Below are 24,662 nucleotides of genomic sequence, written 5' to 3'. Positions count from 1 at the left end.
GGCGTGGCGCTAGGCTCACGGCCGGAACACCGCCGTTACCGGGAGAGATCGAGCCATGGCGAAGAAGCGCCCGACGAAGACGAAGGCCCCTGCCCGCCCGCAGATCACCGACGGGGAGATCCCCGTCGTCGGGGCCCGGGAACCCTGCCCGTGCGGCTCGGGACGGCGTTACAAGGCGTGCCACGGCCGTGAGGCGGCGCACGCGGTGACGGAGCTGGTGCGACGGCCGTTCGAGGGCCTGCCGGCCGAGTGCGACTGGGTGGCGCTGCGCGAGCTGGTGCCCGCCGCCACGGCCGAGTTGACGCTCAAGGACCCGCTGCCCGAGGGTGTGCCGTCCGTCACGCTGGCGACCGTGCTGCCGATGGCGTGGCCGGGGCTGCGCCGTGACACCGGCACGGTGCTGCTGGGCCTGCAGAACGACACCGCGTCCGGGGACATCAGCCGGGACCTGGCCGACACCCTGCTGCGCGCGCTGCAGGCGGAGCCGGGCAACCCGGTGGGCGGGGAGCGCCCGGCGCCCGAGGGTCCCCGGCTGCAGGACCTGTTGGACCTGGACGCCGCGTTCGAGCCCGTGGTGCACACCGGTTTCGAGTTCTGGCTGGAGGACGCGGAGTCCGCCACCGGCGAGGTCGCCGCCTCGCTGGAGCGGGCGAACGCGGCCGTGATCCCGACCGTGCGGCTGACCGGTGTCGACGCGGCGTACTGGTGCGAGGCCCCGGAGAAGAACCACCTGCGCTGGGTCATGCCGCACCCGGAGGAGCAGTTGCTGGACGCGCTGGCCCGGCTGCACGCCGCGGGCGCCTCGTCGCTGGGCGAGGGCACGCGGCTGGTGGGCTCGTTCCGGGCGCACGGGCTGGTCGTCCCGGTGTGGGACCTGCCGACGGGCGTCTCGGCGGACGAGGTCGAGAAGCCGGCGGCGGCCTTCGGCGAGCGGCTGGCCGAGGTGCTGGAGCGGACGACCCCGCTGACGGCGGAGGAGCGACGGGCGCGCAGCGGCTTCACCAACCGGCAGATCACCCTGAGCTGACCGGTCTCCCGTGCCGGTAGCCGCAGTTCAGGCCATGATCGCGTCCGGGTGATCCTGGTCACAGCCGTTGCCGGCCGGGCCCGGAACCCGGGCCGGAACCCGTACCCCGGATTTGCGTACGGGCGAAGTCTTGTTACCGTTTAAACAGTCCGGTCGCTGGTGCATCCCCCGTCGCCAGCGACCGGACGTTTCCATGCTCGGGTCAGTACGCGGATCCGCTGCGCAGCAACGGGCGTTCCCCGCCCCGCTCGGCGATCTCCGCCACCGCCGTGTACGGCTCCGCCGCCCCCGCCACCGTCGGCTCGCGCGGCGTCTCGCAGCTCCCGCTCCCCGCGTCCGCGGTGATGACGCACCGCGCCTGTACGGTCCGGCCGTCGGGCCGCATGAGGCTCAGCACCCCGTCCAGGGGCCGCCCCGTGGCGTTGCTGTAGTACGTGCGCGCCCAGGTGTCGCCGTCCTCGTCGATGGTGCAGGTCTGCACCCGCAGGCCTTCCGCGGAGGTGAGTTGGGGACCGCAGGATGCGGTCTGGCGTTCGGATCCGGCCAGCTTCGGCAGGGAGTCGAAGACATCGGGACCGCTTGACAAGGGCTTGTCGTCCGTGAGCGCCGTCGTGACGTCCACGGGCACCGCGGGGAGGACGGGCCCGGCGGTGGCGCCGGTCAGGGGCAGCATCGCGGCGACGGCCACGACCGTGGCGAGGGCGGCCATCCGCAGGTTCGGCGCACGCATCATGCACAGAACATAGCGGGAGAAACGGACATGGAGCGGGGGCCGTTGCCCGTTCGCAGGGCAACGGCCCCCGCTCCTACCCGAACGAGTGACGACCGACGGGGACGGCGACCGTCACGCACTTCCCGCGGGACCCTTCACCGGGACCCGTTCAGTACGAGAGCCGGCTGCCGTCCGGCGCCGTGCGGCCCGCCTGCACCAAGGTGTCGACGATCACCCGCACGCTGGGCAGCCACGGCGCCCGGTCTCCCGGGTCCACCACCGGCCGCCGGACCCAGCGCGCCCCGGCGGTGCCGTCGGAACCGTCGGATCCGACCGGCGAGGGCGGCAGGACGAGGTAGCCGCCCTCGCCGTGGTACCGCAACGAGGTCGGCACCCATTCGTGGCGGTCGAGCAACTCGCCCAGTTCCTCCAGGGAGTACGGCTCCACCAGGACCGCGAAGCGCGTGGGGGTGGCCACGACCGGGCCGGTGCGCACCCCCAGCTTGTCGAAGACGCCCAGCGCCCGCGCTCCCGCGACCGCCGGCAGGCTCACCGCCGAGACCCGGTCGCCCGTGGCGAGCACGAGCGGCTGGTCCGGCCGCCGCGTCCACCACCAGCGGACCATCCGTGGATCGCGGGTCGCCGCGAGGAGGCCCGGATCGTGCGGATGGGCGCCCGGCACCGGACAGTCGGGCCGCAGACAGGCGCATCCGCCCCGCGCGTCCGTACCGGCTCCGGGCACCACGGGCCATTGCCACCGCTCGGCGCAGGTGAGCGCCGCACGCAGCAGCTCCGGACTGCTCTTGCGTCGCTTTCCGAGGATCTCGCGCATCTGCGCTCGTTCCTTTCCGTTGGCGCTCAGGGATCTGCCCATGACACAACGTAATCTGGAACACACCGCTTACGAGGCAGCGCATCACGTCTCGAGCCGAGCGTGGAACGTGGCGGGGGGTGGCGCACACTGGCGCTTGTTCGTCCTGCGGAGTGCTGGGAACTGCTGCGTGTGCTTGCGATTGCTGCTGTGTGCGGTCCCGCTGGCTGTGCAACACCCCGCCATGGGGGGGGGAGGGTCGGCCGTCTCCGTCTATGACGCCCTGGCAGGGCGCCGGGTTCCTGCGGCCGCCGACTCCCATCCCTTACGTACCCGCTGCGATGGATATGACGCGCTGTCGAACCCCTTCAGTCGACAACTAATTGTGGCACGCGGTGCCCTTTTTCGGCCATAGTCCTGCATCTCCTCGGACGCGCCGACACCAGCCCTTCCACCTGGGCAATCCTGGACACACCCACGAGTAGGCGGTACAAGGTAATCCATTGATAGCGGCGCAGCACGAGCTTGGGGGTTTGCGATGCTATTGACAGAAATGCGCTGCTCTGCGGAGCCGACGCCGCGTCACGACGAAGAGCGTGAAAGCCGGCGGCCATGAGCGCCGCGCGCCTACCGAAAGTGGCCGGAATCGACCCACCCATTCCGACACCGGCGCACACTTCCTCCCCCGCGGTCGAACAACAATCCCATCCGGCCCCCCCGGACGCACACTCCGGGGCGCCGGATCCGGTCGACCAACTCACCGCGGCCCAGGACCGGATGGCCTCCTGGATCTCCGACCTGACCACCCTGCACGAGCTCACCGAGCGGCTGGCCAGGACCGCGACCCTGCAGGAAGCGCTGCACGAACTGCTGCGCGCCGGCGGCACCTTGGTCGGTGCGCGACGCGGTCTGGCCGCCGTCTCCCCCGTCGACCGGCTCGGTCCGGCCACCGTCGTGGGCCTCGGTCTCGGCCCGGCCGAACTCGGCGCGCTGGAGACCGTCCCGCTGCCCGCCGCACCCGAGGCGGTGCCGGCGGAGGAGATCCACACCGACCTGTGCCGCGAGCCCGGACTCGGCCCGCGCCACCGCGAGGTCGCCCTGCGGCTCGGCTTCGGCGCCAGTTACGCCCTCCGGCTGTCCGCGGACTCCGCAGGCCGGCTGGGCTCGGCCCTGTGGTTCTACGACGAGCCGGCCGAACCCGGCGAACGCCAGCGCCACCTCATCGGCCTGTACTGCCGCCACGCCACCGAGCACCTCGCCCGGCTGCTCGAACTCGACCGCAGCCGCGCCACCGTCGCCACGCTCCGCCAGGAGCTGCTGCCGACCCGGCTGCCCCGGGTCCCCGGGGTCCGTCTGGCGGTGCGGCACCGCCCGGCCGCGGGGGGCGGCGGCGACTGGTACGACGCCCTCCCGCTGCCCGAGGGCGCGCTGGGGCTGTCGGTCGGCGGCGTGAGCGGCGGCGGCATGAGCGCGGTCGCCGCGATGGGGCGGCTGCGGGCCTCCCTGCGGGCGTACGCGGTGATGGAGGGCGAGGACCCGGTCGCGGTCCTGTCCGACCTCGAGCTGCTGCTGCGGCTGACCGAGCCCGCCCGGTCGGCGACGGCCCTGTTCGCCTACGCCGAGCCGGCCTCCCGGAAGGTCGTGGTCGCCGGGGCCGGGCACTGTCCCCCGCTGATCGTCGGCGGGCACCGGGTCGAGTACGTGGAGACCTCGCTGTCCGCGCCACTGGGCATGCTCAGCTGCTGGGAGGCGCCCAGCGTCGAGTTCCGGGCGCTGGCCGGGGAGACCCTGCTGCTCTACACCGACGGCCTGCTGCACCGCACCGGCGATCCCGTCGACCGTGCCTTCGCCCGCCTGCACGCGGCCGCGGCGTCCGCCCCGCGGACCGCCCGGGACGACCCGGCGCAGCTGGTGGAGCACGTCCTGCACACCATGCTCCCGGGCGACCGTGAGGACCCCCACCCGACCGAGGACGTCGTCCTGCTCGCCGCCCGCTTCGACTGACCACCGGCTGGACCGCCGCCGGTCCTCCCCGCGCACCCACTTACGATGGAGTGGTCTACTGCGAGGAGGCATGACGTGGCCGAGGACCGCGCTCCGGAGACCCCGGAAGGCGACGAGCCCATCAAGCAGCGGAAGAACGGCCTGTACCCGGCCGTCTCCGACGAGCTCACCGAGGTGATGAAGTCCGGCTGGGCCGACACCGAACTGCGCGACCTGCAGCCGATCGAGCAGGCACCGTACGCCGCCAAGCGGCGCGCGGCGCTGTCCGCGCGCTTCCCCGGCGAGCGGCTGGTGGTCCCGGCCGGCAACCTGCGCACCCGCGCCAACGACACGGACTACCCCTTCCGTGCCGCCAGCGAGTACGTGCACCTCACCGGCGACCAGACCCAGGACGCCGTGCTGGTCCTGGAGCCCAACGGTGACGGATCTCACGACGCGACCGCCTACCTGCTCCCCCGCTCCTCCCGGGAGAACGGCGAGTTCTGGCTGGACGGCCAGGGCGAGCTGTGGACCGGCCGCCGCCACAGCCTGGCCGAGGGCGAGGTCCTGCTGGGCCTGCCGTGCGCCGACGTCCGCAAGGTCGCCGACGTGCTGCGCGGCGCCACCGGCCCGGTCCGGGTCGTCCGCGGCTACGACGCCGGCATCGAGGCCGCGCTGACCGACAAGGTCACCGCCGAGCGCGACGCCGAGCTGAAGGAGTTCCTGTCCGAGCTGCGGCTGGTCAAGGACGAGTGGGAGATCGGCGAGCTGCAGAAGGCCTGCGACTCCACCGCGCGCGGTTTCGAGGACGTCGTCCGGGTCCTGGACAAGGCCGAGGCGACCTCCGAGCGCTACGTCGAGGGAACGTTCTTCCTGCGCGCCCGCGTCGAGGGCAACGACGTCGGCTACGGCTCCATCTGCGCGTCCGGCCCGCACGCCACCACCCTGCACTGGGTCCGCAACGACGGCCCGGTCCGCTCCGGCGACCTGCTGCTGCTCGACGCCGGCGTGGAGACGCACAGCCTCTACACCGCCGACGTCACGCGCACGCTGCCCGTCAACGGCACGTACAGCGACATCCAGCGGAAGATCTACGACGCCGTGTACGAGGCGCAGGAGGCCGGCATCGCCGCCGTCCGCCCGGGCGCCGCCTACCGCGACTTCCACGATGCCGCCCAGCGCGTGCTCACCGAGAAGCTCGTCGAGTGGGGCCTGGTCGAAGGCCCGGTCGACCGCGTCCTCGAACTCGGCCTGCAGCGCCGCTGGACCCTCCACGGCACCGGCCACATGCTGGGCCTGGACGTCCACGACTGCGCCGCCGCCCGCACGGAGACCTACGTCAACGGCACGCTGGAGCCGGGCGTGGTCCTCACGGTCGAGCCCGGCCTGTACTTCCAGGCCGACGACCTGACCGTGCCGGAGGAGTACCGGGGCATCGGCGTCCGCATCGAGGACGACATCCTCGTCACCGAGGACGGCAACCGGAACCTCAGCGACGGCCTGCCGCGCCGCTCCGACGAGGTCGAGCGCTGGATGGCCGCCCTCAAGGGCTGACCCCCGCCGCCCGGACCGACGGCCGGGGCCCCACGGACCTCCGTGGGGCCCCGGCCTCCGTGCGTCAGGAGACCTTGAGCAGCGAGTCGTCCCGCCACTTGAGGATCTTGTCGAAGCTGACCACCGCCCCGTGCCCGGGACGGTTGTGGAAGTGGACGTGGTCCACCAGCGCCTCGATCAGGAACAGCCCGCGCCCGTGCTCGGCGTGCTGGTCCTTCTTCGCCAGCGGACGTACGGAGTGGTGCGTACGGCGCAGGTCCGGGGCGAAGCCCGGGCCGGAGTCCGCCACCTCGATGCGGCAGCGGTCGCCCTCGATGCGGGCCGTCACCCGGTACTCGCCGTGGGCGGCGTGCTCAACGGCGTTGGCACAGGCCTCGGTGAGGGCGACCGACAGGTCGTAGGAGATGTCGGGGTCCACCCCGGCGGTCTCCATCGTCCCCAGCAGGAGCCGGCGGGCGAGCGGAACGCTCGCAGCCTCGCGCCGCAAGTGGAGGGACCACCAGATGCTCATGCTCAGCCTCCTGGCCGCGGCTCGACATACCGATACGTATTGCCCCGAAACACGGTCGGTAAGCGTGGCGTTGACGTGATGCCAGCCATACGGCGGATGCCGTCGCTCCTCAGGCGGGTGTAGGAACGGTGCCGGACGCCATAGCACAGACCGGCGTGTTCCGGGACCCGCCGTTCGCAAGGCGGGCCCGCGGTGAGAGGATGACGCCCGTCATGTCTACCCCCGTGCGCGCCGGCGCCGATCTGCGACTGCTGCGGGCCGCGGTGTTCACCGCGGTCTGCGTCGTGTTGTCCGCGGGGGCGCACATGCTGGCGTCGGGGCACGGGGTGCCCGGCTGGACGCTGGCGGTGGGCTGGCTGGTCGTCTTCGCGGTCGTCGCCCCGCTCGCCGGGCGGGAGCGCTCGATGCCCGCCATCGCGACCGGGCTCACGGGCGGACAACTCGTGCTGCACGTGCTGTTCAACGTGGGCGGGGTCTGCGGTGCCGGCGGGATAGCCGAGATCGCCGGGCGGCTGCTCTGCGACGAACGGGCGGCGGCGCTCCGCTCCCACGCGCACTCCGCGGCCGGGACGGGCCACATGGTGGGCATGCCCGCGATGCCCGGCATGCCCTCCGCGGCCACCGAGAGCACGATGCTCTCCTACAGCCTCCCCATGCTGCTCGGGCACGTGGTCGCCGCGGTGACCGCCGGCTGGCTGCTGCGCCGCGGCGAGGCCGCGCTGTGGCGGCTGGTCGCCCTGTCGGCCCGCGGGCTGGCCGAACTGTCGGGCGGCGCCCTGCGCCACGCCGTCGCGCTCGTACGCCTCCTGCTGACGGGCAGCCCGGCCGCGCCGCGCGCCGTCCTCGCTCCGAGCCGCACCGGCGGCTCCACCCGCGTGCCGCGCACGGTGCTGCTGCGGCACAGCCTGGCCCGGCGCGGTCCGCCGGCGTACGCCCTCGCGGCCTGAACGCGACCCGCTCCACCGACGTACGAGGGCGGAGTCGCGCGCGCCGCACGCGTGCCATCTGTCACCTTCCCTCCGTCACCGTGGAGTCTCCGCATCATGAACACCGTCATGCGCCGCGCCACCGCCCTCGCCGCCGTCACCGGGGCGGCCGTGCTCGCCACCGCCGTCCCCGCCTTCGCGCACGTGAGCGTCCAGCCCGGCAACGCCGCCAAGGGCGGCTACAGCACGGTCGCGTTCAAGGTCCCCAACGAGGACGACAAGGCCTCGACGATCAAGGTCGAGGTCAACCTGCCGGGCGACCACCCGATCGCCTCCGTCTCCACCCAGCCGGTGCCCGGCTGGACGGTGCAGATCACCAGGACCAAGCTCAAGACCCCGCTGAAGACCGGGCACGGCGACCTCACCGAGGCCGTCACGAAGATCACCTGGAGCGGCGGGAAGATCAAGCCCGGCGAGTTCCAGCAGTTCCCCGTCTCCCTGGGCCCGCTGCCCGAGGACACCGACCAGCTGGTCTTCAAGGCGCTCCAGACGTACGACAACAAGGAGGTCGTGCGCTGGATCGAGGAGCAGCAGGAGGGCCAGGAGGAGCCGGAGCACCCGGCGCCCGTGCTGACCCTGGCCGACGCCGCGGACGACGGCCACGGCCACGACGCCGCCACCTCGGACGACAAGAAGGACGACGCCAAGGCCGAGGCCGTCTCGGCGTCCGGCCACGGCGCCAACGAGAAGACCGCCTCCGCCGACGCCGGTGACACCACGGCCCGGGTGCTGGGCATCGTCGGCATCGTCGTGGGCGTGCTCGGCGTCGCCTTCGGCGTCGTGGCCGGCCGCCGTCGCGGCACGGGCACCCCGTCCGCCTGACGCACCATCGCCGGGGCGGCCGCCGCGCACGCACCGCGGCCGCCCCGGCGCCGCAACGAATTCCTGGGGAACCCCTGATGCGTACCACCCTCAGGGCGGCGGCCTCGGCCGCCGCCGTCGCCGCACTCGCCCTGACCCTCGCCGCCTGTGGCGGCCCGGACGGCGGGACGGACACCTCCGGCGCCGAACCGGTCGTCTCGGTCGAGGGGACACCGAAGGCCGCGACCGTCCTGGACACGCCGTTCGAGAAGCCGGACATGATCCTCACGGACACGCACGGCGCGACGTACGACTTCGTCGAGCGGACCAAGGGCCGGCCGACCCTGCTCTTCTTCGGCTACACCCACTGCCCGGACGTCTGCCCGACGACGATGAGCGACATCGCCATCGCCAAGTCGAAGCTGCCCGCGGCCGAGCAGGACGAGCTCGTCGTGGTCTTCGTGACCACCGACCCCGAACGCGACACCCCGCAGCGGCTCGGCGAGTGGCTGGGCGCGCAGGACAAGTCCTTCGTCGGCCTCACCGGTGACTTCGCCACGATCCAGGCGGGCGCGCGCTCGCTCGGCGTGGACGTGGAGAAGCCGGTGAAGGAGAAGGACGGCAGCATCACCGTGACGCACGGCGCCCAGGTCATCGCGTACTCGCCGAAGGACGACAAGGCCCACGCGCTGTACATGTCGGGCACGACCTCCGAGGAGTTCGCCGCCGACCTGCCGAAGATCATCGCGGGGCGGACGCCGTGACCCCGACCCGCTCCCTGCGGCGGATCCCCGTGGCGGCGGCCCTGGTGCTGCTCGGCGCCACGGCCTGCTCCGGGTCACCGGACGGCCCCGAACTGACGGTGAGCGGCGCCTACATCCCGCAGCCCGCGCTGGGGGACATGGCGGCCGGCTACTTCACCGTCAGCAACACCGGCGACCGGGACGCCCGGCTGACCTCCGTCACCAGCGACCTGTCCGGGGACATCACCCTGCACAGCACCGAGGACGACCGGATGCGCCGGGTGACCTCCTTCACGGTCCCGGCGGGCGGGCGGCTCACCCTCGCGCTCGGCGGCAACCACCTGATGCTGACGGACCTGGAGCACAAGCCCGCGGCCGGCGAGCAGGTCTCGCTGCAACTGCACTTCGACGACGCCGACACCATCGACGTACGGGTCCCGGTCAAGCCCGCGGGCTACCACCCGGGGGACTGAGGAGAGCGCCATGAGGGTGATGACGAAGTCCGCGCTGCGGCTGCTGGCCGTACCGCTCGCCGTGCTCGGCCTGCTGCTCGGCACCGCGGCGCCGGCGTCCGCGCACGCCGCGCTGGTCGGTTCCGACCCGGCCCAGGGCTCGGTCGTCAAGACCGCGCCGGCGCAGGTGCGGCTGTCCTTCTCCGAGGGTGTGCTGCTGTCGAGGGACTCCATCCGGGTCCTCGGCCCGGACGGCAAGCGCGCCGAGACCGGCGACGCGAACGACGGCGGCAGGGGGAGCACGACCGCGGCCGTCGCCCTGCGCCCCGGGCTCGGCGACGGCACGTACACCGTGGCGTGGAAGGTGGTCTCGGCCGACAGCCACCCGGTCGCGGGCGCCTTCACCTTCTCCATCGGCGCGCCCTCCAAGACCTCCGTCCAGCTGCCCGACCAGGAGGTGGGCGGGGGCGCCGTCGGCACCCTGTACGACATCGCCCGCTACGCCGCCTACCTCGGCTTCGCGCTGCTGGTCGGCGCCGCGTTCTTCATCGGCGTGTGCTGGCCGGACGGCGCGCGGACGCGGTCGATGCGGCGGCTGGTGGCCGCCGGCTGGGCCGCGATGGTCGCCGCGACGATACTGCTGCTGATGCTGCGCGCCCCCTACGCCAACGGGGGCGGGCTGGGCGACGCCTTCGACCTCGGCGGCGTACGGGACGTCCTGGACACCCGGCCCGGCGCGGCGCTGGTGTCCCGGCTGCTGCTGCTCGCCGCGGGCGCGGTCTTCATCGCCGTGCTCTTCGGCAGCTGGGCCAAGCGGGAGGACCCGGTCGAACGCCAGGACCTCGCCTGGGGCCTGGCCATCGGCGGCACGGTCGTGTCGGTCGGCCTGGCCGCGACGTGGGCCATGGCCGAGCACGCCTCGGTCGGCATCCAGGCTTCGGTGGCGATGCCCGTCGACATCGTGCACCTGCTGGCCATGGCCGTCTGGCTCGGCGGTCTCACCGCGCTGCTGGTCGCGCTGTGGGGCGGGCAGCGCGTGGAACGGGCGGTGGTGCAGCGCTTCTCGAAGATCGCCTTCGGGGCGGTGGTGACCCTGGTCGTCACCGGCGTGTACCAGTCCTGGCGCCAGCTCGGCTCCTGGGACGCGCTGGTGTCCACCGGCTACGGCCAGCTGCTGCTGGTCAAGATCGGCCTGGTCATCCTCCTGGTGGAGCTGGCCTGGCTGTCCCGCCGCTGGACCGCGCGGCTCGGCGACACGGCCGTCCGCGGCAAGACCGCCGTCGCCCAGCCGGTCGCCGTGGGACGGAAGGGCGGCGGGGGCGGGGGTGCCTCCGAGCGCGCCGAACAGCTGGCCCGCCAGCAGGCGGCGCTGGCCAAGGAGCGGGCCCGCAAGGACCGCGACGCCGACACCGAGCGCACGGGCCTGCGCAAGTCGGTGCTGGCGGAGGTGGCCGTCGCGGTCGTGGTGCTGGCCGTCACGACGCTGCTGACCGGCACCCAGCCGGGCAGGGCCGCCGAGGAGGGCGCCGCGCAGCAGCAGGCCTCCGCGCCGGTGTCCGAGGTGCCCGAACCGCTGGACGTGAGGATCCCGTTCGACACGGGCGGCACGAACGGCAAGGGCGAGGCGGAGGTGACCCTGGACCCGGGCGGCGTCGCCGAGAACGAGCTCCACCTGCTGGTCACCGCCCCCGACGGACGGGCCTTCGACGTCCCCGAGGTGCAGGTCTCCTTCACCCTGAAGTCCAAGAAGATCGGCCCCATCCCGGTGACGCTGGGCAAGATCGACACCGGTCACTGGAGTGCCGAGAACGTCCAGATCCCGGTCCCCGGGGAGTGGACGGTCGCCGTGACCGTCCGGACCTCGGACATCGACCAGGTCACCCGCACGAAGGTAGTGAAGATCGGCTCATGAACGACCGTCCTCAGGACCTCTCGCGGCGCCGTCTGCTCGGCACCGCCGGAGCGGCGGGCGCCGCGGGACTGCTCGTGGGCGGCACCTCGGGTGCCGTCACCGCGCACGCGACGCGGGACGAGGCCACCGCGCTGACCTCCGTCGGCGCCACGGCCGTCCCCTTCCACGGCCCCCACCAGGCCGGCATCACCACCCCGCTGCAGGCCCGCGGCCACCTGGTCGCCTTCGACCTGGCCGCGGGCGCCGGGCGCAAGGGCGCCGCGGCGCTGCTGCGCCGCTGGTCCGCGGCGGCCGAGGCGATGACCGAGGGCCGGGCCCCGTCGGGCGACAACCAGATCGCCCTGGACGCCGGGCCGTCCTCGCTCACCGTCACCTTCGGCTTCGGCCGCGGTTTCTTCGCCGGGACGGAGCTGACGGGGCGGATGCCGCAGGCGCTCGCCCCGCTGCCGGACTTCGCCTCCGACGCGCTCGACCGCGGGCGCAGCGACGGCGACCTGTGGATCCAGATCGGCTCCGACGACGCCCTGGTCGCCTTCCACGCCCTGCGCGTGCTGCAGAAGGAGGCCGCGGGCACGGCGACGCTGCGCTGGCAGATGAACGGCTTCAACCGCACCCCGGGCACGACCGCCGAGCCGCGCACCGCCCGCAACCTGATGGGCCAGGTCGACGGCTCCAACAACCCCCGGCCCTCCGACCCCGACTTCGACGCCCGCGTCTTCGTCCCCGCCTCCGGCTCCCCGCAGTGGATGGCGGGCGGCTCCTACGCGGTCGTCCGGCGCATCCGCATGCTGCTGGACACCTGGGACAACCTCCCCCGGGAGCGCCAGGAGAAGGTGATCGGGCGGCGCAAGGCGGACGGCGCCCCGCTGTCCGGCGGCACCGAGGCGAGCAGGCCCGACCTCGACAAGGTCGGCCCGGACGGCCGTACCTTCGCGATCGCCGCCGACGCGCACGTGCGCGTCGCCGCCCCGGCCTCCAACGGCGGCGCGGCGATGCTGCGGCGCGGGTACTCGTACCACGACGGCTACCGTGACGACGGCGCACCGGACGCCGGGCTGCTCTTCGTGGCCTGGCAGGCCGACCCGCTCAAGGGGTTCGTGCCGGTGCAGCGCAAACTCGACCGGGGCGACGGCCTGTCGCGCTTCCTGCGGCACGAGGCCAGCGGGCTCTTCGCGGTCCCGGGCGGCGCGGCACCGGGCGAGTACGTCGGCCAGCGGCTGCTGGAGTCCTGAGGCGGGACAGGCGGGACAGGCGGGACTTCGGCGGCAGGGCCTAGGCTGACAGACATGTCGCCGGCGAGCCGTTACACCTATCTCGGCCCTGAGGGCACCTTCACCGAGGCCGCGCTCCGGACGCTTCCGGAGGCCGCCACACGCGAGCTGGTACCGATGGTCTCGGTGCAGGCCGCGCTCGACGCGGTGCGCAGCGGGGAGGCCGCGGCCGCCCTGGTGCCCATCGAGAACTCGATGGAGGGCGGCATCACCGCGACCCTGGACGAACTGGCGGCGGGCACCCCGCTGATGATCTACCGCGAGGTGCTGCTGCACATCGCGTTCGCGCTGCTGGTGCGCCCGGGCACGGGTCTCGGGGACGTCAAGACGGTCACCGGTCACCCGGCAGCGCAGGTGCAGGTCCGCAAGTGGCTGACGGCGCACCTGCCGGACGCCGCGTGGGAGTCGGCGGCGTCGAACGCGGACGGCGCCCGGCTGGTGGCGGAGGGCCGGTACGACGCGGCGTTCGCGGGCGAGTTCGCGGCGCCGACGTACGGGCTGGAGCCGCTGGCCACGCAGATCCACGACGCGGCGAACGCCGAGACCCGTTTCGTGCTGGTCGGCCGTCCGGCCCGGCCGGTCGCGCCGACCGGCGCCGACAAGACCTCGGCGGTGTTCTGGCTGGGCGACGACCACCCCGGCGCGCTGCTGGAGCTGCTGCAGGAGTACGCGGTGCGCGGGGTGAACCTGATCCGCATCGAGTCGCGGCCGACCGGCGAGGGGATCGGCCGGTACTGCTTCTCGGTGGACTGCGAGGGGCACATCACCGAGCGCCGGGTCGGCGAGGCGCTGATGGGCCTGAAGCGGATCTGTCCGCAGGTGCGTTTCCTCGGCTCGTACCCGCGCGCGGACGAGGTGCCGCCGCAGCAGCGCAAGGGGACCACGGACGAGGAGTTCACGGCCGCGGCGGACTGGCTGGGGCGCGCCCTGGACGGGCGGGTCTGAGGCGCTCGCGCACCGCTTCCCGGGGGCCTTCGGTGAACAACCGGGGGCCCCTTCGGTTGTCCACCGCGTTATCCACAGGCCCTTGGTGCGGGCTGGGGATAAGTCGACAGAACAAGTCGCCCAAGGAACCGCCAGATCGACAAATCGGCACACTCGCGCCAACTGGTCCCACAGACCCCCAGGTCATCATTCGTCATCCCAACACCTTCGAACAACTCGATAGAGGGAAGAGTTCTCACTCGAAAGTGAGTGTTAGGAGGGTTTGAACCGGGAATCCATGCCCCCGCACCCACCCGGCGGAATGATCAGGTCCATCTTCCACAGCCCATCCACACCCGCTGTGGACAAGTGAGGGGGACACCTCTCCCCCTGTGGATAACTCTCCGCTCCGGACCTGCCCCAACTGCCTTTGTCCACAGGGCACATGCCCTCGCCGGAGGGACGCGAAGAATTCGGTTGACGGTAACCGACCCGCCATTATCGGCCGTACGGCATTTCCCGCAGCCTGCTTTCGAAGCGGACATAACACCCCATAAAGCACTTAACTTGTCGCGTCGGCACCCGGCGCACCGGTAGCCTGTTCCCGTGATTGACCTTCGCCTGCTTCGTGAGGACCCCGACCGTGTGCGCGCCTCCCAGCGCGCCCGTGGAGAGGACGTCGCGCTCGTCGACGCCCTGCTCTCCGCAGACGAGCGGCGCAGGTCGTCCAGTACCCGCTTCGACGAGCTGCGCGCGGAGCAGAAGTCGCTGGGCAAGCTGGTCGGCAAGGCCCAGGGCGAGGAGCGGGCCGAGCTGCTGAAGCGGGCCGAGCAGCTCAAGGCCGCCGTGAAGTCCGCCGACGCCGAGCAGCACGAGGCCGCCGAGGAGGCGCACCGCCTGCTGCTGCAGCTCGGCAACATCGTCCACCCGGACGCCCCCGTCGGCGGCGAGGAGGACTTCGTCGTCAAGGAGGTCATCGGCAGCCCGCGCGACTTCGCGGCCGAGGGCTTCGAGCCCAAGGACCACATCGACCTCGGCGAGCTGCTCGGCGCCATCGACGTCGACCGCGGCGCCAAGGTCTCCGGCTCGCGCTTCTACTACCTGACCGGCCCCGGCGCCCTTCTGGAGCTGGCCCTGGTCAACGCGGCCATCGCGCAGGCCACCGCGGCCGGCTTCGTCCCGGTGCTGACCCCGACGCTGGTCAAGCCGGAGGCCATGGCGGGCACCGGCTACCTCGGCCAGGTCGAGGACGACGTGTACTACCTGGAGAAGGACGGCCTGTACCTGGTCGGCACCTCCGAGGTCCCGCTCGCCGCGTACCACATGGACGAGATCATCGAGGCATCGAAGCTGCCGCTGCGCTACGCGGGCTTCTCGCCCTGCTACCGGCGCGAGGCGGGCTCGTACGGCAAGGACACCCGCGGCATCATCCGCGTCCACCAGTTCGACAAGGTGGAGATGTTCGTCTTCACCCGCCCCGAGGACGCCGAGGCCGAGCACGCCCGGCTGCTGGAGTGGGAGAAGCAGTGGCTGACCTCGCTCGAGCTGCCCTTCCGGGTGATCGAGCTGGCCTCCGGCGACCTCGGCTCCTCGGCGGCGCGCAAGTTCGACTGCGAGGCGTGGATCCCCACCCAGGGCAAGTACCGCGAGCTGACCTCGACCTCGAACACCACCGAGTTCCAGGCCCGCCGGCTCTCCGTGCGGCTGCGGGACGAGAACGGCACCCGCCCGCTGGCCACGCTCAACGGCACCCTGTGCGCCATCCCGCGCACCATCGTCGCCATCCTGGAGAACCACCAGCAGGCCGACGGCTCGGTCCGCGTCCCCGAGGTGCTGCGCCCGTACCTGGGCGGCCGTGAGGTGCTGGAGCCGGTAGCCAAGTGACCGCCCCGCTCCCCTACCGTCTGATCGCGACGGACCTCGACGGCACGCTGCTCGGCCCCGACCACACCGTCTCCGGACGTTCGCGCGAGGCGCTCGCCGCGGCCACCGCGGCGGGTGCCGATCACATCGTCGTCACCGGCCGCCCGGTGGCCCGTACGGTCCACGTCCTGGAGGACCTGGGCTACCAGGGCCTGGCCGTCTGCATGCAGGGCGCGCAGGTCTACCACGCGGGCGAGCGACGGCTGCTGACCTCGGTCACGCTGGACCGGCAGACCGCCCGGACGGCGCTGGCCAAGATCGAGGCGGAGACCGGCCCGCTGGCCGTGGCGGCGGCGCTCGACGGCATCGACGGCGACATCGTGCTCGGCCCCGGCTACCGGCTGTTCGACTCGGAGCTGCCGGTGGGCGGCGAGGTGGACGACGTGGAGGGGCTGTGGGCGTCGCCCGTCAGCAAGCTCTACGTCCAGCATCCGCGACTGGGCGACGACGAGCTCGCGCACGCGGCGACCACGGCCGCCGGCGGCCTGGTCAGCGCCGTGATGTCCGGTACGGGCATCGTGGAGCTGCTGCCGCTGGGGCTGTCCAAGGCCCGGGGGCTGTCGCTGGCCGCCCGTCGGCTGGGTGTGACGGCCGCCGAGACCGTCGCCTTCGGTGACATGCCCAACGACCTGCCGATGTTCGAGTGGGCGGCCCACGGCGTCGCGATGGGCAACGCCCACCCGCTGCTGAAGGCGGCCGCCGACGAGGTCACGGCCTCCAACGGCGAGGACGGGATCGCCCTGGTCCTGGAGCGGCTCTTCCCCGGGGCGTGAGCCCGCGGCACGCGAGGCCGATCAGCAGGGCGATGACGTGCCCGAGGTCGGTGTAGGTGCGGCCCGGTGTGACCAGGGGGTACGCGAAGAAGCCCGCGGCGGCGAGCAGGTAGGGCAGCCGCCAGGGCGGTCGTACCCGGTGGGTGAGCACGCCGATGGCCCCGGCCAGCCCGTAGCTGACGCCGATGTCGACGGTGTGGGCGAGCGAGGCCGGCAGCCGGTCCGCGTGGATGCCGAGCAGCACGGCCTGCTGGCTGAGGACGCTCGCCCCGACGTGGGCCAGGGCCACGACGCCGAGCCAGCGCCGGGTGCCCAGCCAGCGCTCGGCGGGGGCGTGGACGGCCTCGAAGCAGAGCGCGTACAGCCCGAAGGCCGCCGGGGACTCGGTCCACAGCGCGCTGCCGACCAGCGCCCGCACCGGCTGGGAGCCGAGCTCCGCCAGGTTGGTGCTGTTGTGGTGCAGCAGGAAGGACCTCAGGTCCGGCGGGGCGGCCGCCATGATGCCGCTGGTCACGGCGAGGGCCAACAGCCAGATGTGCGTCCCGGGGGCGGAGCACACCCAGGCCCGCACCTCGGGGACGACGACCCGGGCCGCCGCGCCGCTCAGTGCGGTGCGGCGGCGCCCGGTGCCGGCGGTGCCGGCCGTCTCGTCCGTTGCCATCCCCTCCATCGTGCGGCAGGGGGACGGCTGCTTCAGCGGGTTCAGGCCGCCTTGATCGCGGAGATGTCGAAGGTCAGCTTGACCTTGTCGCTGATCAGGACGCCGCCGCCCTCGAGGGCCGCGTTGTAGGTGAGGCCCCAGTCGCCGCGGTTGACGGTCGTCGAGCCCTCGAAACCGACACGGAGGTTGCCGTAGGGGTCGGTGGCGGAGCCGTTGTAGGTGAAGTCGATGGAGACCGGCTTGGTGGTGTCCTTGATCGTGAGGTCACCGTGCATGCGGTAGGTCTCGTCGTCGACCTGCTCGGCGGAGGTGCTGCGGAAGCTGATCTCCGGGTAGGTGGCGGCGTCGAAGAAGTCGCCGGTGCGCAGGTGCTCGTCGCGCTGGGCCTGGTTGGTGTCGATGCTGACGACCTTGATGGTGACCTCGGCGGAGGAGTTGGCCGGCTTGCTGCCGTCCAGCTGCAGCTTGCCCTCGTACTCCGCGAACTGGCCGCGCACGGTGGTGACCATCGCGTGGCGCACGGCGAAGCCGACCTCGCTGTGGGTCGGGTCGATCGTGTACTCGCCGGTCAGGTGCGCCAGGTCGGCGGACGGCGCGGTGGTGACGGCAGCGGTCTCGGTGGCATCGCTCTTGCGATTGAACAGGCCCATGACTAACTCCTTGGGGACGCGTTGGTTTACGATTCAACCTCCTTCACGTTAGCGACATTCCCTTGAATTCTCAAGGAGTCCTGTGATCCAGCCCACTTCCGGGGGACGAGGACGAAGCGCCGGCGACCCCGGGCACGGGACCACGGGCGGCGGAGCCCGGCGGCGGCACGCGCGGCGAGCGCGTCGACGAGGTGGGCCAGCTCCGGGCTGAACAGCGCGATGAGCAGGCCGAGGGCGGCCAGGAACACACCCACGGCGAAGAGCAGCGGAGTCTCGGACGTCACGCCGCACATCTGACAATCCGATGTGCGGACGTCGGGGGAGCAGGGCCGCCCGGGCGGAAGAAGACCACCCGGGCGGCTTACGGTGGGACGGGCCCTAGGCCGGAACGATCACTCCTCGCCGGCCAGCGTCAGCGACCGCATCCGCTGCCCCGCGAAGGCCGTCGCGGCGAGGGTGACGCCGACCAGCAGCACCACCGCGAGCGGCAGCCCCACGTCGGAGGTCACCGTGCCCTCGCCGGCGATCTTCTGGGCCAGCGCCAGGGCCCACTGCTGCACGCTCAGCGTGCGCGCCCCCGGCACCAGGCTGCCGATCAGCGACTCCCAGATCAGCGCGTAGACCAGGCCGAAGACCACGGCTTGCCGGGTCACCACGCCCAGCAGCAGGAAGATCGCCGCGTACGTGACGGAGGCGACCGCCGCCGCCGCGGTGAACGCGACCGCGATGCCCTGGCTGTTGCCGTTGAGGATGAACCCGGCGATCAGCGTCGGCACCGCCGAGAAGACCACCGACACCGCGATGGCGACCAGCAGCTTGGTGACGATGATCGTCGGCCGCCGTACCGGCTTGGCCAGCAGGTAGATGATCGAGCCGTCGTCGATCTCCGGCCCGATGGCGCCGGTGCCGGCGATCACGCCGACCAGCGGCACCATCGTCGCCAACGCGAAACCGCCCAGCACCGAACTCGCGATGGAGTCGTCGGCGCCGACCAGCGCCCGTACCGCCACGGAGATCAGGATCAGCAGCGCCGGCAGGGCGAACAGGACCAGGGCCCGGCGGCGGCCCAGCAGCCCCCGGTAGGTCAGCCTGGCCACGGTGGGATTGAACATCGGAGCTCCTTACAGCCGTGTGCCTACGCCGTGACCAGGTAGGAGAAGACGCTCTCCAGGGACTCGTCGGACGGCGAGACCGTGTAGAGCCGAATGCCCCGCTCCCGCGCGACGCGCGGGAGCAGCTCGGTGAAGCCGGCGAAGTCGATCGCCTGGATGCGCAGCGCCCGCTCCTTCCAGTCCAGCTCGATGGCGGCCGTGGACCCGTCCGCGATCAGCGCGGCGGCGAGCGCCCGGTCGTCGCTGGAGCGCACCAGGTAGCGGTGCGGCCGGTCCGTCATGAGCCGGCGGATCTTGCGGAAGTCGCCCGAGGCGGCGTGCCGGCCGGCGACGACCACCTCGATGTGGCTCGCCAGCTGCTCGACCTCCTCCAGGATGTGCGAGGAGAACAGCACCGTGCGGCCCTCGGCGCCCATCCGCCGCAGCAGGTCCATCAGGTGCAGCCGCTGCCGGGGGTCCATGCCGTTGAAGGGCTCGTCCAGCAGCAGCACCGACGGGTCGTGCACGAGCGCGGAGGCCATCTTGGCGCGCTGCCGCATGCCCTTGCTGTACGTGGAGACCGCGCGGTCCTGGGCGAACTCCATCTCGACCGTGGCCAGGGCGCGCTGCGCCGCCGCCCCCGGGTCCGCCAGCCCGTGCAGTTCGGCGTTGGCGACCACGAACTCCCGGGCCGTCAGGAAGTCGTACATCGCCTCCCGTTCGGGGACGATGCCGATGTGCCGGTACACCTGCTCGTTGCGCCAGACCGTGGCGCCGTCGAGGGTGACGGTGCCGGCCGAGGGGGCCAGGAAGCCGCCCATCATGTTGATCAGGGTCGACTTGCCCGCGCCGTTGGGGCCGAGCAGCCCGGTGACGCCGGGGCCGATCGTCATCGTCACGTCGTTGACGGCGACGACGTTGCCGAACCAGCGGGACACGTGGTCGATGGACAGGGTGGTCACGACAGTACGGCCTTTCGGTAGCGGCGCATCAGCAGGCCGAAGGAGCCGGCGATCACGGCGAGGAGGACGAGGAGGTAGACCGTGCCGACGACCGCGTCCTTCGGGCCCGCGCCCTCGGGGAAGCTGGAGGTCGCCCCCAGCCACCAGGTCTGCGCGCCGTCGATCAGCGTGATCGGCGAGAACAGGCCGAGCCAGCCGATCACGTCGGCGTTGCCGTTGATCGAGGCGACGCCCTGGACGCTGGTCACCGCGCCGTACGAGAGCGTGAACACCGCGATGACCGCGGCGACGCCGAAGCCCCGGCGCGGCGTCAGCGCCGCGATGACCAGGCCGATGCCCGCGAACAGCAGCGACAGCAGCAGTGCGGCGAGCATCGCCTTGGCGAAGCCCGCGCTCTGGTCGCTCACGTCGAACTTGGCCAGCAGCGCCCCGATGTACATGATCAGCAGCGGCGTCGCGGTGAGGATGAACAGCGCCGTGGTCAGCGCGGCGAACTTCGACGCGACGTAGTCGACCGCCTCGATCGGACGCGAGAAGTACAGCGGGGTCGTCTTGAACCGCAGGTCGAGCGAGACGGCCTGCGGGGCCTGCGCCGCCAGGTAGAGGCCGATGACCGCCTGCATGATGATCGCGTACTGGGTGTACTCGATCGGCAGCTTGGTCGCCTTCGTGCCGATCGCCACCGCGACCATGATCCCGGCTGGAACGCACATCACGGCCAGCAGGATCATCGGCAGCACCTTGGACTTCGCCGAGCGGCCGAGCCCGTACGCGCTGCGCAGGCTCTGGACGTACAGCGACGTGCGCGCATAGCCGCGGCCGAGGCGCGGGCCGTCGTAGTGCCGGTAGCCGATGTCGTGGATGACGTCGGCGGCGGGCGTCCTGCCCTCAAGCTGCGTCATGCTCGTCCCCTCCCCGGAAGATCTCGGCGATGCGGTGCCGGTGCTGCTCCATGCGCACCAGGCCCGTGCCGAGCTCCGCGACCGCGTCGCGGACCGCGTCGTACGTCTCGTCCCCGTCGATGTCGACCATGACCAGCCGGCCGTCCGCGTGCGCGTTGAGCCCGGCGGCGGTCAGCTTCGCCACCAGCTCGTCCTCGTGCTCGGTGACCTCGACGGTGAGCGAGGCGGTCGCCTGGGTGAAGTCGCTGGTCGAGGAGGAGCGCAGCAGGGAGCCGCCGTCGATGACGACGATGTGGTCGCTGGTGCGCTCCAGTTCACCGAGCAGGTGGGAGGTGACCAGCACGGAGATGCCGAACTCGGTGTGGACGCGCCGGATCAGTTCGAGCATGTCGTCGCGGCCGACGGGGTCCAGCCCGTTCGTCGGCTCGTCGAGCAGCACCAGCCGGGGGTCGTGGACCAGCGCCTGGGCCAGCTTCACCCGCTGCTTCATGCCCGTGGAGTACCCGCCCATGGGGCGGTACCGCTCCTCGTACAGGCCGACGTGGCGGAGCGTGTCCGCGGTGCGCTCACGCGCGGCGGCCGGCGGCAGCCCCGAAATACGGGCCATGTGGACGACGAACTCCGTCGCCGACACGTCCGGGGGCAGGCAGTCGTGCTCCGGCATGTAGCCCACATGGGCGCGGATCGCCGCGCCCTCTGTCGCCACGTCCATGCCCAGGACGGCGGCCCGGCCTTCCGTGGCCGGCGCCAACCCCAGGAGGATTTTGATCAGGGTCGACTTGCCGGCTCCGTTGGCACCGACCAACCCGGTCACGCCGGGAGCGATGTCGACGGTGAGCCGGTCCAGAGCGGTCACCCTCGGGTACCGCTTCGTCAGGCTTTCGGTAGCGATCACAGTCACGCCACCGAACCTAGTGGCGCGGGCCACACCCCGTCGTCAGTCTGGGGGGCGGTTGTGCGTAGTCCTTGGGGTTGACTCCCCCGTAGGGGAGGCGCTGCGGCACGTCCGTCTTGCCGGGGTTCCTCCTGCGGGTCGCGCGGTTCAGCCGTGGCGGGGCGTCGTCCGGGAGCACGGTCGGCTCCACCGGTCGCCCCCGACGGGCCGGACCCCGCGGTGGTGCCGCGTGGCGCTGCGTCGAATCGTGGGGTGCGGGCGCGTGGGAGTGCGCGGGTCGCGCTCGCGTGAGGGGTGCGGGGGTGTGCGGGGGGTGGGAGTGCGGAGCGTGCGTGTGCGGGGCGTGCGTGGGCGATACGTGCCTGCTCCGCCGTACGCGCGGATGCGGCGGTACGGGCCGCCGTCGTGCGCGGGCGGGTCGGCGACTGGACGGTCCGTGGCTCCGTCGCGGACCGGGGTGTCCCGCCGCGTGTGGGGCCGGGTCGAGCCGGCGGTGACCGTCACAGCCCCGGGGGTGCGGGTCGTCTCCGGCATCGTCGTCCTCGTCATCGTGCTCGGGGTGGTGCTCGTAGTTGTGCTCGGGGTGGTGCTCGGGGTGGTGCTCGCGGTCCTGCTCGGGGTGGTGCCCGGCGTGGTGCTCACTGCCGTGCTCCGGCGCGGGCCCGTGTGTGCGCCCGTCGTCCGGGGAGTCCGGACGGTTCCGCTGGAGCGGGCGCCGTGTCCGGCGCCGTGGTGGTGCTGGTGCGCTTGCCCTCGGGCGGTCCGCTCGACGCGGTCCTCCGCAGTGGGTACGGCCTGACGTGACGTCAACGGGAGCCGTGCGGCACGCCGTACCGGCTGGTCACGCGCGTCCGCGGCGGTCATGCGCAGAGCGCCCACTCGCGGCGGCGGGGGGTGCGGGCCGGGGCCGCGGTCGCGTCGGTCAGCGCGGGGTCGAGGCCGGCGTCGCCGATCGGACGGGTGCGCACGCGGGCCACGGGCGAGGCGCCGTGGGCCTCGGCCCGGATGCGCTGCTTCATCGTCGGCGGCAAGGAGCGTGCGTCGGCCGCGGCGGTGAGGCAGGGCGCCGGGACGAAGGGGACGGACGGCTCGGGCACGACGGGTTCGCTGCGGTACGACGTGCGGCACGACGGGACGTCCGGTGTGCGTCCGCCCGGTTCGACGCGCGGCCCCGGACCGGACGCGGCGGCGCCCACCGCCACCGGTTGTGGTGCCGGCTCCGTACGCGGCGCCGGTGCCCAGTGGCGGACCGCCTCGGCGGTCGGCAGGAACCGGGTCCCGGGGAGGGTCTCGGGTCGCGGCGCGGCAGGAGCCGTGCTACGCGACGCCGGGACGGCGAACCCGAAGTACGCGACCATCTTGAGCAGGAGCGTCACGAAGACGTCCCAGAACGTCCTGACATGGGTGTTGGCAGCCATGACCTCTCACTTCCTTCGGTGAGTCGGGAGCGACTAATCCGATGATGCGGAAGTGAGCACGAAATCCTCGGTGCCGCACCCCGAGGGCGCCGATATTCCGATCAACACCACCCGGGTGGCCCAGCCGTGCCCCGGCCGGCCGCTCCGGCGAGGAACTTCCCGCGCAGTGCACCCCGAGTTGCGGGTCCTGACGTCCGGGGGTAGGGCGGCGTCCCGTTGCGCGTGGCGTGCGTCGCCCCGTCCACAGGATGCGCAGGCGGGGGCCGCGCGGGGCCCGGTTGGCCGCGATTTCCACCGGACGGCGGCCGGAGCCCCGATCGTCCGACCGCTCCGGGCCGGGCGGCGCCAGGGCCCGTAGGGTGGAGGACATGCGCCTGAGCACTGTGATCCTGCCGATCCACCGCTGGAACGAGGGCCGGAAGGTCTGGCGTCGGGCCGAGGAACTCGGCTTCCACGCCGCCTACACCTACGACCACCTGTCGTGGCGGAGCTTCCGGGACGGCCCGTGGTTCGGGGCGGTGCCGACGCTGACGGCGGCGGCCGTGGCGACGGAGCGGATCCGGCTGGGCACGCTCGTGACCTCGCCGAACTTCCGGCACCCGGTCACGCTCGCCAAGGAGTTGATCTCCCTCGACGACGTGAGTGACGGGCGGCTGACGCTCGGCATCGGTGCCGGCGGGGTGGGCTACGACGCGACCGCGCTGGGGCAGGTGCCGTGGACGCCGCGGGAACGGGCCGACCGCTTCGGCGAGTTCGTCACCGTACTGGACCGGCTGCTGACGGAGCCGGTGGTGAGTCACGAAGGCGAGTTCTACTCGGCGGACGAGGTGCGGAACATCCCCGGCTGCGTGCAGCGGCCGCGGGTGCCCTTCGCGGTGGCCGCGACGGGCCCGCGCGGGCTGCGGCTGGCGGCGCGCTACGGCCAGGCCTGGGTGACCTACGGCGACCCGAAGGGCCCGGCGGAGGTGCCGGTGGACAAGTGCCCCGAGGTCGTCTCGCACCAGTACGACCAGCTGGAGATCGCCTGCGCCGAGATCGAGCGGGATCCGGGCGAGCTCGACCGCATCCTGCTGACCGGGTCGACGGCCGAGCGCCCGCTGGAGTCGCTCGACGCCTTCGTCGACTTCGCCGGCCGTTACGCGGAGGTCGGCATCACCGAGATCGTGCTCCACTGGCCGGTGCCGGACTCCGTCTACGCGGCGGACGAGAAGGTCTTCGAGCGCATCGCGACCGAGGCGCCGGCCCAGCTCAGTTGAGCCGGCGGCGGGCGTTGCGCCGCCACTGGCCGAGCAGCACGGGTGACGCCGTGGGCGGCGGACCCGCGGGACAGACGTCGAAATGACTGATCCGGCAGGTGGCGGAGGGGTCGGCGGCACGCAGGTTGACCGCCGTGCCGTCACCCGCGACGCGCCAGCGGCGACCGGCCGGGACGGTGGCCGACGGCCACTCGCCGGGCTCGACCAGGATCCAGTGGCCGCCGGCGGTGCGGTGGCGGTAGGCGGCGCAGGCGCACCGGCCGCAGGTCGTGGCGGTGCCGGCCGCCGGATCGGCGACGGGTATCGCGGTGCGCGCGGCCAGGCGGATGCCGTCCACGACGGTCGGCAAAGCGTCGGCCAGGAGCACCGGTTCCCGGTCGGGCTGCTCTTCACAACGCACAAGGGCCATGGCGAGATGGTGACACCCGGCACTGACAACGGCGA

At 72.6% G+C, this 24,662-nt stretch carries 25 protein-coding genes; 13 read left to right on the top strand and 12 right to left on the bottom strand.

What is annotated here, in order from left to right:
• The first annotated feature begins 55 nt into the window (after positions 1 to 55).
• Positions 56 to 1,027 carry a DUF5926 family protein gene (locus ABZ312_RS00830; protein ID WP_500436060.1) on the top strand — a complete coding sequence of 324 codons (972 nt, stop codon included), beginning with the start codon at positions 56 to 58 and terminating at the stop codon, positions 1,025 to 1,027.
• Between the two features lie 202 nt (positions 1,028 to 1,229).
• Here the strand turns inward: ABZ312_RS00830 and ABZ312_RS00825 are convergent, their stop codons facing one another.
• Both ABZ312_RS00825 and ABZ312_RS00820 read right to left on the bottom strand, forming a co-directional pair.
• Positions 1,230 to 1,760 (bottom strand): hypothetical protein, encoded by a 531-nt coding sequence (locus tag ABZ312_RS00825; RefSeq protein WP_500331007.1) that lies wholly within the window; start codon positions 1,758 to 1,760, stop codon positions 1,230 to 1,232.
• Positions 1,761 to 1,908: 148 nt separating this feature from the next.
• Entirely contained in the window at positions 1,909 to 2,571 is a 663-nt protein-coding gene (locus ABZ312_RS00820) for a bifunctional DNA primase/polymerase (protein WP_500331005.1), read from the bottom strand.
• 591 nt (positions 2,572 to 3,162) lie between these two features.
• On the opposite strand from ABZ312_RS00820, the gene ABZ312_RS00815 reads away from it, so the two are divergent.
• Both ABZ312_RS00815 and ABZ312_RS00810 read left to right on the top strand, forming a co-directional pair.
• Positions 3,163 to 4,554, top strand: coding sequence for a PP2C family protein-serine/threonine phosphatase (locus ABZ312_RS00815; RefSeq protein WP_500331003.1), 1,392 nt, complete (start codon positions 3,163 to 3,165; stop codon positions 4,552 to 4,554).
• 75 nt (positions 4,555 to 4,629) lie between these two features.
• Entirely contained in the window at positions 4,630 to 6,087 is a 1,458-nt protein-coding gene (locus ABZ312_RS00810; RefSeq protein ID WP_500331002.1) for an aminopeptidase P family protein, read from the top strand.
• Between the two features lie 64 nt (positions 6,088 to 6,151).
• Here the strand turns inward: ABZ312_RS00810 and ABZ312_RS00805 are convergent, their stop codons facing one another.
• A complete protein-coding gene (locus ABZ312_RS00805) occupies positions 6,152 to 6,598 on the bottom strand; it encodes an ATP-binding protein (protein WP_018558220.1) in 447 nt (148 codons plus the stop codon).
• Between the two features lie 212 nt (positions 6,599 to 6,810).
• Here ABZ312_RS00805 and ABZ312_RS00800 point away from each other — a divergent pair, with 212 nt between their 5' ends.
• The 9 genes from ABZ312_RS00800 (at position 6,811) to ABZ312_RS00760 (ending at position 16,383) form a co-directional block, all read left to right on the top strand.
• Positions 6,811 to 7,545 carry a hypothetical protein gene (locus ABZ312_RS00800; protein WP_500331000.1) on the top strand — a complete coding sequence of 245 codons (735 nt, stop codon included), beginning with the start codon at positions 6,811 to 6,813 and terminating at the stop codon, positions 7,543 to 7,545.
• 96 nt (positions 7,546 to 7,641) lie between these two features.
• Positions 7,642 to 8,406: a YcnI family copper-binding membrane protein gene (locus ABZ312_RS00795; protein WP_500436058.1), complete on the top strand. Its 765-nt coding sequence runs from the start codon at positions 7,642 to 7,644 to the stop codon at positions 8,404 to 8,406.
• A 77-nt stretch (positions 8,407 to 8,483) separates the two neighbouring features.
• Positions 8,484 to 9,149: an SCO family protein gene (locus ABZ312_RS00790; protein ID WP_500330997.1), complete on the top strand. Its 666-nt coding sequence runs from the start codon at positions 8,484 to 8,486 to the stop codon at positions 9,147 to 9,149.
• A complete protein-coding gene (locus tag ABZ312_RS00785; protein ID WP_500436056.1) occupies positions 9,146 to 9,601 on the top strand; it encodes a copper chaperone PCu(A)C in 456 nt (151 codons plus the stop codon). The genes ABZ312_RS00790 and ABZ312_RS00785 overlap by 4 nt, the downstream gene beginning before the upstream one ends.
• 10 nt (positions 9,602 to 9,611) lie before the next feature.
• The gene (locus ABZ312_RS00780; RefSeq protein ID WP_500330994.1) at positions 9,612 to 11,492 is read left to right on the top strand and encodes a copper resistance CopC/CopD family protein; all 1,881 of its coding nucleotides are present in this window, start codon (positions 9,612 to 9,614) and stop codon (positions 11,490 to 11,492) included.
• The gene (gene efeB, locus ABZ312_RS00775) at positions 11,489 to 12,724 is read left to right on the top strand and encodes an iron uptake transporter deferrochelatase/peroxidase subunit (protein ID WP_500330992.1); all 1,236 of its coding nucleotides are present in this window, start codon (positions 11,489 to 11,491) and stop codon (positions 12,722 to 12,724) included. The genes ABZ312_RS00780 and efeB overlap by 4 nt, the downstream gene beginning before the upstream one ends.
• Positions 12,725 to 12,778: 54 nt before the next feature.
• Positions 12,779 to 13,708, top strand: a complete 930-nt coding sequence (gene pheA / locus ABZ312_RS00770; RefSeq protein ID WP_500330990.1) for a prephenate dehydratase — start codon at positions 12,779 to 12,781, stop codon at positions 13,706 to 13,708.
• Between the two features lie 585 nt (positions 13,709 to 14,293).
• Entirely contained in the window at positions 14,294 to 15,571 is a 1,278-nt protein-coding gene (serS, locus tag ABZ312_RS00765; protein ID WP_500330988.1) for a serine--tRNA ligase, read from the top strand.
• Entirely contained in the window at positions 15,568 to 16,383 is an 816-nt protein-coding gene (locus ABZ312_RS00760) for an HAD family hydrolase (RefSeq protein ID WP_500330986.1), read from the top strand. The genes serS and ABZ312_RS00760 overlap by 4 nt, the downstream gene beginning before the upstream one ends.
• Here ABZ312_RS00760 and ABZ312_RS00755 read toward each other — a convergent pair.
• The 8 genes from ABZ312_RS00755 to ABZ312_RS00720 all read right to left on the bottom strand — a co-directional run bounded on the left by ABZ312_RS00755 (position 16,319) and on the right by ABZ312_RS00720 (position 22,962).
• Positions 16,319 to 17,044: a rhomboid-like protein gene (locus ABZ312_RS00755; protein WP_500436054.1), complete on the bottom strand. Its 726-nt coding sequence runs from the start codon at positions 17,042 to 17,044 to the stop codon at positions 16,319 to 16,321. The genes ABZ312_RS00760 and ABZ312_RS00755 overlap by 65 nt on opposite strands.
• Before the next feature lie 41 nt (positions 17,045 to 17,085).
• The gene (locus ABZ312_RS00750; RefSeq protein ID WP_500330982.1) at positions 17,086 to 17,694 is read right to left on the bottom strand and encodes a YceI family protein; all 609 of its coding nucleotides are present in this window, start codon (positions 17,692 to 17,694) and stop codon (positions 17,086 to 17,088) included.
• Positions 17,695 to 17,720: 26 nt separating this feature from the next.
• A complete protein-coding gene (locus ABZ312_RS00745; protein ID WP_500330980.1) occupies positions 17,721 to 17,978 on the bottom strand; it encodes a hypothetical protein in 258 nt (85 codons plus the stop codon).
• Positions 17,979 to 18,086: 108 nt separating this feature from the next.
• Positions 18,087 to 18,806: an ABC transporter permease gene (locus ABZ312_RS00740; protein WP_499512945.1), complete on the bottom strand. Its 720-nt coding sequence runs from the start codon at positions 18,804 to 18,806 to the stop codon at positions 18,087 to 18,089.
• Between the two features lie 23 nt (positions 18,807 to 18,829).
• On the bottom strand, positions 18,830 to 19,747 hold the full coding sequence (locus ABZ312_RS00735; protein WP_500436052.1) for an ABC transporter ATP-binding protein: 918 nt from the start codon (positions 19,745 to 19,747) through the stop codon (positions 18,830 to 18,832).
• A complete protein-coding gene (locus ABZ312_RS00730) occupies positions 19,744 to 20,649 on the bottom strand; it encodes an ABC transporter permease (protein WP_499512943.1) in 906 nt (301 codons plus the stop codon). Before ABZ312_RS00730 ends, ABZ312_RS00735 begins: the two co-directional genes overlap by 4 nt.
• Positions 20,636 to 21,550, bottom strand: coding sequence for an ABC transporter ATP-binding protein (locus ABZ312_RS00725; RefSeq protein WP_500330975.1), 915 nt, complete (start codon positions 21,548 to 21,550; stop codon positions 20,636 to 20,638). Before ABZ312_RS00725 ends, ABZ312_RS00730 begins: the two co-directional genes overlap by 14 nt.
• Before the next feature lie 854 nt (positions 21,551 to 22,404).
• On the bottom strand, positions 22,405 to 22,962 hold the full coding sequence (locus ABZ312_RS00720) for a DUF6344 domain-containing protein (RefSeq protein WP_500359024.1): 558 nt from the start codon (positions 22,960 to 22,962) through the stop codon (positions 22,405 to 22,407).
• A gap of 368 nt (positions 22,963 to 23,330) precedes the next feature.
• Between ABZ312_RS00720 and ABZ312_RS00715 the strand changes: the two genes are divergently transcribed.
• Positions 23,331 to 24,218 (top strand): LLM class flavin-dependent oxidoreductase, encoded by an 888-nt coding sequence (locus ABZ312_RS00715; RefSeq protein WP_500330971.1) that lies wholly within the window; start codon positions 23,331 to 23,333, stop codon positions 24,216 to 24,218.
• On the opposite strand, the gene ABZ312_RS00710 is transcribed toward ABZ312_RS00715, so the two are convergent.
• On the bottom strand, positions 24,211 to 24,627 hold the full coding sequence (locus ABZ312_RS00710) for a DUF6083 domain-containing protein (RefSeq protein ID WP_500330969.1): 417 nt from the start codon (positions 24,625 to 24,627) through the stop codon (positions 24,211 to 24,213). The two genes, ABZ312_RS00715 and ABZ312_RS00710, sit on opposite strands and share 8 nt — an antisense overlap.
• Positions 24,628 to 24,662 lie beyond the last annotated feature (35 nt).

The organism is Streptomyces sp. NPDC006207 (genome assembly GCF_040613835.1).
Lineage (GTDB): Bacteria > Actinomycetota > Actinomycetes > Streptomycetales > Streptomycetaceae > Actinacidiphila.
This window is presented reverse-complemented; position numbering and strand designations above follow the sequence as displayed.